The sequence below is a fragment of the Rhodococcus sp. IEGM 1408 genome, from assembly GCF_033142235.1.
GTDB lineage: Bacteria > Actinomycetota > Actinomycetes > Mycobacteriales > Mycobacteriaceae > Dietzia.
This window is the reverse complement of sequence record NZ_JAWLRW010000001.1, coordinates 546,621-559,601: the sequence shown is the minus strand read 5'-3', so window position 1 is coordinate 559,601 and position 12,981 is coordinate 546,621. Positions and strand designations below refer to the sequence as shown.

The 12,981-nt window shown below is 71.2% G+C and carries 10 protein-coding genes and 1 tRNA gene; 9 read left to right on the top strand and 2 right to left on the bottom strand.

The window, feature by feature from the left end:
- The first annotated feature begins 305 nt into the window (after positions 1-305).
- Positions 306-1,634 (top strand): alpha-hydroxy acid oxidase, encoded by a 1,329-nt coding sequence (locus tag R4P08_RS02665; protein WP_317812195.1) that lies wholly within the window; start codon positions 306-308, stop codon positions 1,632-1,634.
- Between the two features lie 3 nt (positions 1,635-1,637).
- Here R4P08_RS02665 and R4P08_RS02660 read toward each other — a convergent pair.
- A tRNA-Leu gene (locus tag R4P08_RS02660) sits at positions 1,638-1,720 on the bottom strand.
- Positions 1,721-1,900: 180 nt separating this feature from the next.
- Here R4P08_RS02660 and R4P08_RS02655 point away from each other — a divergent pair.
- From R4P08_RS02655 to pknB, 7 genes are all read left to right on the top strand, one after another.
- On the top strand, positions 1,901-2,794 hold the full coding sequence (locus tag R4P08_RS02655) for a DUF3662 and FHA domain-containing protein (protein ID WP_317812194.1): 894 nt from the start codon (positions 1,901-1,903) through the stop codon (positions 2,792-2,794).
- Between the two features lie 87 nt (positions 2,795-2,881).
- Positions 2,882-3,340, top strand: coding sequence for an FHA domain-containing protein (locus R4P08_RS02650; RefSeq protein ID WP_317812193.1), 459 nt, complete (start codon positions 2,882-2,884; stop codon positions 3,338-3,340).
- Entirely contained in the window at positions 3,337-4,938 is a 1,602-nt protein-coding gene (locus R4P08_RS02645; protein ID WP_317812192.1) for a PP2C family serine/threonine-protein phosphatase, read from the top strand. The genes R4P08_RS02650 and R4P08_RS02645 overlap by 4 nt, the downstream gene beginning before the upstream one ends.
- A gap of 3 nt (positions 4,939-4,941) precedes the next feature.
- Positions 4,942-6,390 (top strand): FtsW/RodA/SpoVE family cell cycle protein, encoded by a 1,449-nt coding sequence (locus R4P08_RS02640; protein ID WP_317812191.1) that lies wholly within the window; start codon positions 4,942-4,944, stop codon positions 6,388-6,390.
- Positions 6,391-6,397: 7 nt separating this feature from the next.
- Positions 6,398-7,870 carry a penicillin-binding protein 2 gene (locus tag R4P08_RS02635; protein WP_317812190.1) on the top strand — a complete coding sequence of 491 codons (1,473 nt, stop codon included), beginning with the start codon at positions 6,398-6,400 and terminating at the stop codon, positions 7,868-7,870.
- Positions 7,867-9,495 carry a serine/threonine-protein kinase gene (locus R4P08_RS02630; RefSeq protein ID WP_317812189.1) on the top strand — a complete coding sequence of 543 codons (1,629 nt, stop codon included), beginning with the start codon at positions 7,867-7,869 and terminating at the stop codon, positions 9,493-9,495. The genes R4P08_RS02635 and R4P08_RS02630 overlap by 4 nt, the downstream gene beginning before the upstream one ends.
- Complete coding sequence (gene pknB / locus R4P08_RS02625; protein WP_317812188.1) at positions 9,492-11,558, top strand: Stk1 family PASTA domain-containing Ser/Thr kinase; 2,067 nt, start codon at positions 9,492-9,494, stop codon at positions 11,556-11,558. The genes R4P08_RS02630 and pknB overlap by 4 nt, the downstream gene beginning before the upstream one ends.
- Before the next feature lie 100 nt (positions 11,559-11,658).
- Here the strand turns inward: pknB and R4P08_RS02620 are convergent, their stop codons facing one another.
- Entirely contained in the window at positions 11,659-12,339 is a 681-nt protein-coding gene (locus tag R4P08_RS02620) for an aminodeoxychorismate/anthranilate synthase component II (protein WP_317812187.1), read from the bottom strand.
- An 89-nt stretch (positions 12,340-12,428) separates the two neighbouring features.
- Between R4P08_RS02620 and crgA the strand changes: the two genes are divergently transcribed.
- Positions 12,429-12,695 (top strand): cell division protein CrgA, encoded by a 267-nt coding sequence (crgA, locus tag R4P08_RS02615; protein ID WP_317812186.1) that lies wholly within the window; start codon positions 12,429-12,431, stop codon positions 12,693-12,695.
- Positions 12,696-12,981 lie beyond the last annotated feature (286 nt).

Sequence of the window (12,981 nt, the reverse complement as noted above, 5' to 3'; positions counted from 1 at the left end):
TTGTCTGCCAGGGTGCGCTCCAGTCACCGATCCAGGATCAGAGCACACGAAGCGTGTCGGGAGAGATGGTGGCCCGTGCTTCATCCACCGCAGTGGCGTCGTCTTCCGGGGCAGGCAGGGTGGTGTCTGGTCCTCCGTCCGAACTTCCGGGTGAGCCTACGTCACACCCGTAATTGAACTGGATTCAGGTAGTGGATCGCAAGCGTCAGGGCTCGGCGAGAAGCCCGGCTCTGCGCCTCGGCGCGGGCCTACCATGTGAAGCGCGACACAGTCGGAGCCCGAAGCAACCGGAAGGTGCCCGAGCGATGGTCAAGCGTCAGATGCCCAGGCCGCACGAACTGCGGGAACTCCTGCAGTTCAGGAGACCGAGCCTCGACTTCCGCAGCACCCGCCTGTCCCGCGCCCAGTCGATCGCCGACCTCCGCGCGATCGCCAGACGACGCACGCCGTCCGCCGCGTTCGACTACACGGACGGCTCCGCTGATCGCGAGATCTCCCTGACGCGGGCACGACAGGCCTTCGAGGACATCGAACTCCATCCCGGGGTCCTGACCGACGTCTCCCACCTCGACACGTCCACATCGGTGCTCGGCGGCCGGGCCGAGCTGCCCTTCGGCATCGCGCCGATCGGGTTCACCCGGCTCATGCAGACCGAGGGTGAGATCGCCGGGGCCGGCGCCGCAGCGGCCGCCGGGATCCCGTTCACCCTGTCCACCCTCGGGACGACGTCCATCGAGGACGTCCGCGCGGCCGCGCCGGACGGGCGCCTCTGGTACCAGCTCTACGTGATGAAGGACCGGGCCATCTCCTACGGCCTGGTCGAGCGCGCGGCCGCGGCCGGGTACGACGCCCTGCTCTTCACCGTCGACACCCCGATCGCCGGGAACCGCATGAGGGACGCCCGCAACGGCTTCTCCATCCCACCGCAGCTCACGGCCAGGACCGTCCTGGACGCCCTCCCCCGGCCCTGGTGGTGGTGGGATCTCCTCACCACGCCACCCCTGGAGTTCGCCTCGCTCACCACCACGGGGGGCACGGTCGGGCAGCTGCTCGACAGCGCGATGGACCCGTCGATCGACTACGACGACCTCGCCGAGATCCGGGCGCTGTGGCCGGGCAAGCTCGCGATCAAGGGCGTCCAGACCGTGGCCGACGCCCGCAAGCTGACCGAGCTGGGCGTGGACGCCATCGTCCTGTCCAACCACGGGGGCCGTCAGCTCGACACCGCACCGGTGCCGTTCCACCTGCTCCCCCGGGTCGCCCGGGAGGTGGGCGGTGAGGTGGAGATCATCGTGGACACCGGCATCATGCACGGCTCCGACATCGTCGCGAGCATCGCGCTCGGCGCCACCTTCACCCTCGTCGGCAGGGCGTACCTCTACGGGCTCATGAGCGGCGGGCGACAGGGGGCGGACCGGGCCATCGAGATCCTCGCCTCCGAGGTCCGGCGCACCATGAAGCTCCTGCAGGTGGCCTCGGTCGACGAACTCGAACCCCGCCACGTCACCCAGCTGCGGTCGCTCGTGCCGATCACCACCGTGGGGTCCCGGACCGGTGCGGGGCAGCAACCGACGGGTGCCGAGCAGCCACCGACGGGAAACGCCCCCGGATCGCGAGGATCCGAGGGCATCTGATTGTGGGCGAAGGGGGACTTGAACCCCCACGTCCCGAAGGACACTGGCACCTGAAGCCAGCGCGTCTGCCATTCCGCCACTCGCCCGAGCAACGCGAATACGTTAACACGGGCCAAACGACCCGTACTAATCCGCTGGTGGGGTCCCTCGGCGCGTGCTTCACACCGCCGACGGCTCTATGATCTACCGGATGCCGCCGTCAGCGGTGGCTGAGGAAGCGGAAGACGCAATCTACTGACCAGCAGCACACGAGAGAGGAGACGCCCGTGGGAATCGTCGGCAAGTTCGAACGCAGCCTGCAGGGCGCCGTGGGCGACGCCTTCGCCCGACTCTTCGGCGGCAGGGTCGTGGCGGCCGAGGTGGAAGCCCAACTGCGCAAGCAGGCCGAGGACTCCCTCAAGGTGGTCGACGGTCACCTGCTGGTCTCCAACAGCTACTCCATCACGCTCGCCCGGTCGGACTACGCGTCGTTCACGGAGGACGAGGCCCTCGCCGTCAAGACCTTCTCCCGTCACCTCTCGGACCACATCTCCGAGCAGGGCTGGGAGACCTACGGCCCGATCACCGTGAACTTCATCGAGCGCGACGACCTCCACACCGGGCAGATGCGCATCAACGGGGTCGTTGATCCCGACGCCGTCCCGTTCCACATCTCGGCCGCCGCGCCGGCACCGGCGCCGGGCCACCCGGCGCCTTCCCACCCGGCGCCGTCGTCGCCGGCCCCAGAGCTGCCCGGCGCCGATCAGGAGGACATCCCCATGCAGGCACCCGCCTCCAACTATCCCGTCTCCACCCGGCCCGGGTCCGCCGGCAAGAACACCGGCTGGGGCGGGCCGTCCGACGCGCCCACCCAGATCACGCAGGGCCGGGCCTCGATCGCGGTGACACTGCACCTCGAGGACGGATCCGGGCGCACCTTCCGGCTGCAGCGCGGCTCCAACCTGCTGGGACGCGGCCAGGACGCCGCGTTCCGACTCCCGGACACCGGGGTGTCGCGTCAGCACGCCGACGTCCGCTTCGACGGTCGCGAGGCGCTCCTGAGCGACCTCGGTTCCACCAACGGAACCACGGTCAACGGTGGCCCCGTCCAGGACTGGCAGCTCGCCGACGGCGACGTCATCCGCGTCGGACACTCTGAGATCACCGTCCGGTTCGACTAGCCTCTACAGGAATGCTCCCCGGGAACCGCTCGGGGCCATCACGCGTTGCCCTGAGGTGACCGGATCGACAAGAGGGGGGCCGAACTCGTGCAGGGACTCGTTCTCCAGCTCTCCCGTGGGCTCCTCCTGGTCCTGTTGTGGCTGTTCATCTACCTCACACTGCGGGCCCTGAAGACGGACGTGTTCGGCAACGTGGGCATGCGGTCGGGCTCCCAGGGCGAGCGTCGGAGCGGCGTCTTCAACCGCGGCGCCAAGTCGATCCGCCACCTCGTCGTCACCCAGGGGGCGCTGGCCGGGACCCGCATCACCCTGACCGAGCAACCGGTGCTGCTGGGCCGCGCGGATTCGTGCACCCTCATGATCGATGACGACTACGCCTCCAACCAGCACGCGAGGATCTCACCCCACGGACCCGACTGGTTCCTGGAGGACCTCGGTTCGACCAACGGCACCTATCTGGACAGGGCTCGGGTGACGACCCCGGTGAAGGTGGCCGCCGGCACGCCGATCCGGATCGGCAAGACCGTGATCGAGCTCCGAACGTGACCCCGGCGCTCGTCTACACGGCGCGATCCCACCTGGGCATGGTGCGGGAGAACAACGAGGACTCGGCCTACGCCGGTCCCCGGTTGCTCGCGCTGGCCGACGGCATGGGCGGGCACGCCGCCGGCGAGATCGCCAGCCAGTTCGTGGTGGCGTCGCTGGCCCGGCTGGACGAGGACGAGCCCGGTCAGGACCTCACCGCCGCCCTCTCCCGGGCACTGACCGCCGGCAACGACGCGATCGCCGCGCACGTGGACGCGCACCCCGAGACCGAGGGCATGGGCTGCACGGCCACCGCCCTGCTCTTCGACGGCCGCCGGATGGGCCTGATCCACGTCGGCGACTCGCGCGCCTACCTGCTGCGCGACGGAGTGCTGACCCAGATCACCAAGGACGACACCTTCGTGCAGTCGCTGGTCGACCGCGGGGAGCTGGCGGCCGAGGAGGCCCACACCCATCCCCGGCGCTCGCTCATCCTCAAGGCGCTCACCGGGGAGCCGGTCGAGCCGACCGCCGTCATCCGCGAGGCCCGGATCGGCGACCGCTACCTGCTGTGTTCTGACGGGTTGTCGGACCCGGTCAGCGCCGAGACCATCGCCGAGACCCTCGGAACCGGGACGGTGGAGGTCGCCGCCGACAGGTTGGTCCAGTTGGCGCTGCGGTCGGGCGGCCCGGACAACATCACCGTCGTGGTGGCGGACGTGTCGGACTCCCCCCGCGACGCCCCGGTCGTCCCCGTGGTGGTGGGCGCCGCGTCCTCCGACGAGCCGGGCGTGGTGGACCCCGCCGCAGACCCCCACTCCAACACCGCCGCCGGCCGGGCCGCCGCGTTCTCGCGCGCCCAGGTCGCCTCGCAGGACGGCGCGGGTACGGCAGGCGGGGCGGGCGGGGCCGGGTCCCCGGCCGGAACCGGATCGGGTCCGGGGCACGCGGACGGATCCGACGACGACGAGGTGGACCCTCCCGGTCCGCGCGGCAGCAGCTGGCGTTTCGCGCTGAGCGTCGTCGGGGTACTGGTTCTGATCGCCGGCATCGTCGGGGTGTCCACGCTGCTCGTCCGGAGCAACTATTTCGTCACCGACTCCGACAGCCAGGTGGTGGTCAAGCGGGGCATCGCCGGCCAGGTGTTCGGCATCTCGCTGGCCTCGGTCAGCCAGGTGGCGTGCCTGACGGCGGACGGGACGCTCACCATGCACGACCCGGACGCGATCCCGTCGGGGTGCAACGTCTTCACACTCGGCGACCTGCGGGAGCCGGCCCGCGAGTCGGTGCGCGCCGGGATGCCGTCGGGCAGCCTCTCCGATGCCGGAGCCCAGGTCTCCCGGCTCGCGCAGGACAACCTCCTGCCCCCCTGCGACCCGGCGGAGGGCGTCACACCGCGGGCAGGCGGCGCCACCTCGTCGTCGTCCCCGACCGCGTCACCCACCGCATCACCCACCGCTTCACCCACGACTTCCTCCACCCCGACACCGGGCGCGGACCCGTCATCAGACGCGACGCCGGCCCCCTCCTCCGAATCGTCCCCCACCTCGACCCCGCGGCCGGCATCCCGGCCCGCGCCCGCGCCGGTGCCCGGGGAGAACTGCCGGGCGGTGAGCTGACCTGTGACCGCATCCACGCCTGACAACGGACGCCCACCGGCTCCGGCCCGGCCCCGCCGCGGCAAGGAGCTCGTCCTGCTGGTCGCCGCCTCGGTGATCGTCGGCTTCGCCCTGCTGCTGGTCCAGCTGGCCCAGGAGCAGCAGCTCAGCCTGGCGCTGCTGTGGATCACGCTCGCGTTCCTCGGCCTGTTCGGCGGCGCCCATCTGGTGATCCGCTGGTTGGCCCCCTATTCGGACCCGGTTCTCCTTCCCGGCGTCGCCCTGCTCAACGGTCTGGGACTGGTGCTGATCTACCGCCTGGACCTGGCGTACGCCGCTCGCGCCGTGGCGAGCGGCGACGACCCGCCCGGGATGGACGTGACCAGGCAGCTGCTGTGGACGCTCATCGCGCTGGCCGGCATGGCGGCGGTCCTGTTCTTCCTCCGCGACCACCGGGTGCTGTCCCGGTACGGCTACACCGCGGGGTTCGCGGGCCTGGTGTTGCTCGCGATCCCGGCCGTGCTGCCCTCGCGGTTCTCCGAGATCAACGGCGCCAAGAACTGGATCATCCTGCCCGGCTTCACCCTGCAGCCCGGCGAGTTCGCCAAGATCCTGCTCATCATCTTCTTCGCCTCGATCCTCGTGGAGAAGCGGGAGCTGTTCACCACCGCCGGCCGGCGGGTCCTGGGTGTGGACCTGCCCCGGGCGCGAGACCTCGGGCCGATCATCGTGGCCTGGTTCCTGTCCCTCGGCGTCCTGGTGTTCAACACCGACCTGGGCATGTGCCTGCTGCTCTTCGCCACCGTGCTGACCATGCTGTACGTGGCCACCGAACGCGTGAGCTGGCTCCTGATCGGCGTGCTCCTGGTGGCCATCGGCGGCGTGCTGGCCTACGCCCTCTTCGGCCACGTCCGGGTGCGGTTCCAGACCTGGGAGGACCCCTTCGCCTTCTTCGACACCGGCGGCTACCAGAGCTCGCAGGCCCTGTTCGGGCTCGCCTCCGGCGGCATGGGCGGCACCGGGCTCGGCAACGGGCGGCCCGACCAGGTGCCGTTCGCGGGCACCGACTTCATCACCTCCACCATCGGCGAGGAGCTGGGGCTGATCGGCCTGGCCGCCGTGCTGATGATCTACGCGATCCTGGTCCTGCGCGGGATCCGGGTGGGGCTGACCATCCGCGACAGCTTCGGCAAGCTCGTGGCCGTGGGCCTGGCCTTCACCATGGCCTTCCAGGTGTTCGTGGTGGTCGGCGGCGTCTCCACCCTCATCCCGCTCACCGGGCTCACCCTGCCGTTCATGGCCTACGGCGGATCCAGCCTGCTCAGCAACTACGCCCTACTGGCCATCCTGCTCCGGCTGTCCAACGACGCGCGCCGGCCGCTGCCCACCCCGCGTCAGGCGCCCGCGCTCGCCGAGGCCGCCACGGGCATGATGCGGACCCCGCTCAGGTCGCGGATGAGGAAGTCCGGGTGAGCGCCGCATGAACGCCGCCATCCGCCGGGTCGCGATCGCCGCCATGTTCATGATCGTGGCGCTGCTGCTCCAGCTCACCTGGGTCCAGGTCTTCCGGGCCGACGAACTGCGCGCCGACGCCCGCAACACCCGGATGTTGCTCGACGAGTACTCCCGCCAGCGCGGGCAGATCACCGCCGGCGGCCGCGTCCTGGCGATGTCGCTCCCCTCCGAGGGCCGCTACGAGTTCGAGCGCACCTACCCCACCGACCCGACCGCGTTCGGCCCCACGGTCGGCTACTACTCCCTGCAGTTCGCCACCTCCGGGATCGAGAGCTCCCAGGACGAGTTCCTCAACGGGTCGGACTCCCGGCTGCTCTCCCAGCGCATCTCCGGCCTCATCTCCGGCCGCACCCCGCAGGGCGGGTCGGTGGAGCTCACGCTGGACCCCGTGGCCCAGGAGGTCGCCTACGCCGCCCTCCAGCGCGGCGCCGGCCAAGGGCCGGTGGTGGGCTCGGTCGCGGCGGTCCGCCCGTCGACCGGCGAGGTGCTGACCCTGGCCTCCAGCCCGTCCTTCGACCCCAACGCGCTCTCCAGTCAGGAGCAGACCGTCCGGACCCAGGAGATGGCGATGATCGAGCAGAGCGCCGACCGGCCCCTGCTCAACCACGCCACCCAGCAGGCCCTGCCGCCCGGCTCCACCATGAAGGTGATCACCGCCGCCGCCGCACTCGAGCAGGGCCTGGACCCGGAGACTCCCGTCTCCGGCGCCGACCGGACCCTGTTGCCCGGGACCACGACCTACCTGGAGAACTACGCCGGCCAGACCTGCGGCGGCGGCACCGTCACCCTCCGGACCGCCTTCGAGCTCTCGTGCAACGTGCCGTTTGTCGAGCTCAGCCAGCAGATCGGCGCGGAGGCCTTCACCGAGATGGCCGAGAAGTTCGGGGTGGACGGCAGTCGCCCCGACGATCTGGGGATCCCCGCGGCGCCCTCGGGGCTCGGACAGATGGAGGACGACGCCCAGCTGGCCATGAGCGCCATCGGTCAGAGCGACGTCCGCATGACCACGCTGCAGAACGCGATGGTGGCCGCCACCGTCTCCAACGGCGGGGTCCGCATGCAGCCGCAGCTGATCCGTTCCCTGACGGCGCCCGACCTCTCCGTCGTCGAGGGGTTCACACCCGAGGACGCCGGACGGGCGCTGACCGACGAGCAGGCCGGCACCCTCACCGAGCTCATGGTGGGCGCCGAGCGGGGCGCCGGCGGCGGGCAGTCCGGGGTGACCATCGCGTCCAAGACCGGCACCGCCGAGCACGGCGTGGACTCCTCCGAGTCGATCCCCTACACGTGGTACATCGCGTTCGTCCCCGGGCAGGACGTCGCCGTGGCGGTGGCGATCGAATCCGGACCGGGCATCACCCGCGACACGGTGGGCGCCACCTACGCCGCTCCCATCGGGCGCGAGGTCCTGGGCGCCCTCCTCGGGGCCACCCGATGAGCCTCAACTCGGGAGCACTGCTCTCCGACCGGTACCGCCTGCTGCGCCTCATCGCCACGGGCGGCATGGGTCAGGTGTGGGAGGCCGACGACGCGGTCCTCGATCGTCACGTCGCCGTCAAGGTGCTCAAGGCCGAGTTCTCCTCCGACTCCGAGTTCGTGGAGCGGTTCCGGTCCGAGGCCAAGGTGACCGCGCGGATCTCGCATCCCGGGATCGCGACGGTCTACGACTACGGCCAGATCGACGACCCGTCCTCCGGCAGCCCGCTGTCCTACCTGGTCATGGAACTCGTGGTGGGCGAGCCGCTCTCGGACGTCCTGGCCCGCGAGGGGACACTGCCGCTGCGCCACACCCTCGACATGCTCGAGCAGACCGGGCGGGCGCTCAACGCCGCGCACGCGATCGGCCTCGTGCACCGGGACGTCAAGCCGGGCAACATCCTCATCACGCCCGCCGGGCAGGTCAAACTCACCGACTTCGGCATCGCCAAGTCCATGGGCGCGGCCGCCGTCACCCAGACCGGCATGGTCGTGGGCACAGCCCAGTACATCGCCCCCGAACAGGCCATGGGGCACGAGACCACCCCGGCCGGGGACGTCTACTCCCTCGGGGTCGTGGGCTACGAGTGCGTGGCCGGGCGGCGGCCGTTCGTGGCCGACTCGCCCGTGTCCATCGCGATGATGCACGTGCGGGACACCCCGCCGCCGCTCCCCGACCCGGTGCCGGTTCCGGTGCGGCGGTTGATCACCAGCGCGATGGCCAAGGAAGCGGGACGCCGGTACCCCGACGGAGCCGCCTTCGCCGAGGCGGTCGCCGACGTGCGGGCCGGCCGCGACCCCCGCCCGCCGAGCTCGTTCCACGCCGTGGCGGCCGGCCTGGCCGGAGGAGCGGCGGGCGGAGTGGTCGGCGCAGCCGGTGCGACCGCCGCCACGACCGTCCTGCCCGACGAGCGCGCCGGTACCGGCACCCGGGCGGCTACCGCGGCCGCCCGACCCGACTCCACCCGCGCCTACACGCGACTCGCATCCGGGCCTCCCCCGCATTCGCCGCCGTCAACGCAGCGCCGGCCGCAGTACCGGAGCCAGCCCCCCGCGCAGGCTCCCGCCCGCCGACCCCCGGCGCCGCCCGTCTCCTCCCGACCGGCCCGGCGACGGCGTGGCGGCGGATGCGCGGCCTGGCTCCTGGTCGTGGTGGTCCTGATCGCCGCACTCACCGTCGCGGCCGCGATCGCCCTGTCCAACGCGGGCGTCTTCGGCCCCGGCGGCCTGTTCGGCCCGACCACCCCGACGACCCGGGCCCCGTCGACGACCTCGGAGCGGCCGTCACCGACGCCCACCCCGACTCCCACGCCCAGCCCGACGCCCGAGCCCACGCCGACGGTCCAGCCGTCGCCGTCGATCCAGCCGCCGCCTCCCGACCTGCAGGACATGCTCGATTCGCTCACCTCGGAGTTCCGCTCCCCGGCCCCGCAGCAGGGACAGGGCAACGGGGGCGGGGGCGACGGCCCCGCGGCCGACGGCGGTGCGGGGAACGCCAACGGCAACAACGGCGCAGACGACGACGGCCCGGGCGGGTTGGCGAACAACGGGCGTGCGGGCAACAGCGGAGGGGGTGACGGCGGATGACCACACCTCGACTGCTGGCAGGTCGGTACGAGATCGGCGAGGCGCTGGGCTTCGGCGGCATGTCGGAGGTCCACCGGGGTCGCGACACAGTCCTTTCGCGGGACGTGGCGGTCAAGATCATGCGGCCCGAACTGGCCCGCGACGACACCTTCTACCAGCGCTTCCGCCGCGAGGCCCAGAACTCGGCGTCCCTGAACCACCCGTCCATCGTCGCGATCTACGACACGGGCGAGGAGCACACCGACGACGGCGACCTGCCGTTCATCGTCATGGAGCTGGTCGAGGGCGACACCCTCCGGGACATCGTCAAGATGGACGGTCCGATGGAGATCAACCGGGCCCTCGGCGTGATGGCCGACGTCTGCGGTGCGCTCGACTTCTCCCACAAGAAGGGGATCATCCACCGGGACGTCAAACCGGCGAACATCATGATCTCCCGTGACGGCGCGGTCAAGGTCATGGACTTCGGCATCGCGCGGGCGATCAGCGACTCCACCTCCACGCTCACCAAGACCTCCTCGGTCCTCGGCACCGCCCAGTACCTCAGCCCGGAGCAGGCCCGCGGCGAGAAGGTCGACGCCCGGTCGGACCTGTACTCCGCCGGCTGCGTGCTGTACGAGTTGGTGACCGGTGTCCCGCCGTTCACCGGCGAATCCCCGGTGGCCGTGGCCTACCAACACGTCCGCGAGTCGCCCCAGCCGCCGTCCACGGTCAACCCGGACATCGGCCGGTACGTCGACGCCGTGGTGATGCAGTCGATGGCCAAGAACCCGGAGAACCGCTACGACTCGTCCGGGGACATGCGTACGGACCTGCTCGCGGTCCTGTCCGGGGGGCGGCCGGCGGCGCCTCTCGTGCTGTCCGACGACGAGCTCGACGACGAGCACCGGCCCGACGCCCCGCACGGGTTCACCGGCGCCGGGTACGGATCCGGCCGATCGGACTGGTCATCCCCGTCCGAGGCCCCGACCGAGGCGCACGCGCTGCCCGGTCTCGCGGCCGGCGCCGCTGGGGGAGGCGGGAACACGGGCTCTGGTGCTCCCGCCCCGAGAACGACGGGGTCGGACGGCCGGCCGGGCCACCGGAGGGATTCCCGCGACGGCGACGGCCGGCGACCCCGGGGCGTGACGATCGCGGCCGCGGCCCTGCTGGTCCTGGCCGTCATCGCCGGTGCCGCGATCTGGGCCACCTCCGATCTCCGCGGCGGCGGGACCGTCCAGGTCCAGGAGGTGACCATCCCCGAGGTCGCCCAGCGCCCGGTCCAGGAGGTCGTGGACGAGCTCTCGGCCATGGGGCTCGAGCCGATCCAGGATCCCCGACCCGACCCGCAGGTCCCGGTGGGCCTCGTGGTCTCCTCGGACCCGATCGCCGGCAAACGCCTGCCGGTGGGCAGCGAGATCCGGCTGGTGGTGTCGACGGGCAAGCCGATCCTGTCGGTGCCCAACGTCATGGGGATGTCCCCCGCCGACGCGCGCGTAGCCCTCGAGAACGCCGGTTTCCAGGTGGTGCCGGAGAACGAGGCCCGCCCGTCCACGGCCGAGGACCTGGACAAGGTCGTGGACACCGATCCCGCCCCGGGCGCACAGGTGCCGTCAGACCAGCCCGTCCGGCTCACGGTGGGGTCCGGCCCCGAGCAGATCCAGGTTCCGGGCGTGGTGGGCCAGCCCATCGGCTCCGCCCGCGCCACCCTCGAGGCCGCGGGATTCCGGGTGGACACCAGGAGGGTCGACGGCACCGCCCCGGAGGGTCAGGTGATGGAGCAGTCGACCCCGGCCGGCCAGACCCAGCTCAAGGGCGCCACCATCACGATCCAGGTCTCGGCGGGCAACCGCTTCCTCATGCCCAACGTCGTGGGGGCGACCGTGGCGGAGGCGCTGGCCGCGCTGGAGCAGGCCGGGTGGCAGGGCGGTCGCGCGCAACTGGTGGAGCTGCCGCAGAACGATCCCGACCTCAGCCGCGTGGGCCGGATCTACTCGCAGCAGCCCCCGGTTGGCGAGGCCGGGGTGAACGACCAGGTCGTGGTCCGCGTGATCCGCTTCGGCCTGATCCCCGGCCCGGGCTAGACGGCTGGGCTGACCCCGATCCGCCCCGACCGTCGACAAGAGCGTTCCGCACACCCCCTTCTCGGCGGATGTGTGCGGGACGCTCGTCTCGATGCGGGGCTCAGGCGAGCGCGGCGCCGCGGGCCCGGTCGAGCTCTTGCTCGAGACTCGAGACCAGCGTCTCCGACGGCTGCCGGCCGCACATCCCCATCCAGTTGGCCAGCATCCGGTGGCCGCCGTCGCTCATCACCGACTCGGGGTGGAACTGCACCCCGTGGACGGGGAACTCGCGGTGTCGCATCGCCATGATCAGCCCGGATTCCGTCCACGCGGTGGGCACCAGATCGGCCGGCACGGTCTCGGGCAGCACCGTCAGCGAGTGGTAGCGGGTCGCGGTGAACGGGCTGGGGATCCCGGCGAGCACGCCCGAGTCGTCGTGGGTCACCTGGCTGGTCTTGCCGTGCATGAGCTCCGCCGCCCGGTCGACCGTGGCGCCGAACGCCTCACCGATCGCCTGGTGCCCCAGGCAGACGCCCAGCACCGGGACGCCGGCGCGGCCACACACCCCGATCAGCGGGATCGTGGCCCCCGCCCGGTCCGGCGTTCCCGGGCCCGGGCTGAGCAGGACGCCGTCGAACTCCGAGATCACGCGCTCGAGCACCGCCGGGTCGTAGCCGCCGTCCGGGCCGGCGAGCCTCTCGTCGTCGTTGCGCCACACGTCACACGACGCGCCCAGCTGACCCAGGTACTGGACCAGGTTGTAGACGAAGCTGTCGTAATTGTCGACGACGAGGATGCGCATAGGTGCAGCGTACTGCCGTCCGCGAGGTGAACGTCCGGAGCGGGCCTTGCTAGAGTGGCCGGGACATCCCCCAGCAGTTCGAGGACTCCATGCCCAAGTCAAAGGTCCGGTCGAAGACCGAGTACACCGACGCAGCCGTCAGCCGCACCCCCGTGAAGGTCAAGGGGACGCCGACCGGCCGGTGGTATCTCATCACGATGTTCGCCCTCATGCTCCTGGGACTCCTCTGGCTGGTCGTCTACTACCTCGCCGGCGAGAAGATCCCGTTCATGATGGATCTCGAGACCTGGCAGAACTTCGCCATCGGATTCGGCCTCGCTGTGGTGGGACTGCTCATGACCATGAACTGGCGGTAGCACACAGCCACGGAACGTAGCCCCTTCCCGGAGCCCCTTTTCGGGCATTCCACAGCTTTATCCACAGGTCACCCCCCGCCACGTGCGGGGGGTGACCTGCTTTTATTTCCGGAATTGACATCCGTGCAGGTCAAGGTGGTAGGACCACCAAGTGAGCGGGGTCCACGCGCGCCCCGACCCACCCGCACAGGCTGTGGACAACTCCCTCCACACTGGGGATAACTACAGGAATACGACGACGAGGACGACGTTGCAGGTCGGAGTGCTGCCGCCTCGAACGCGGATC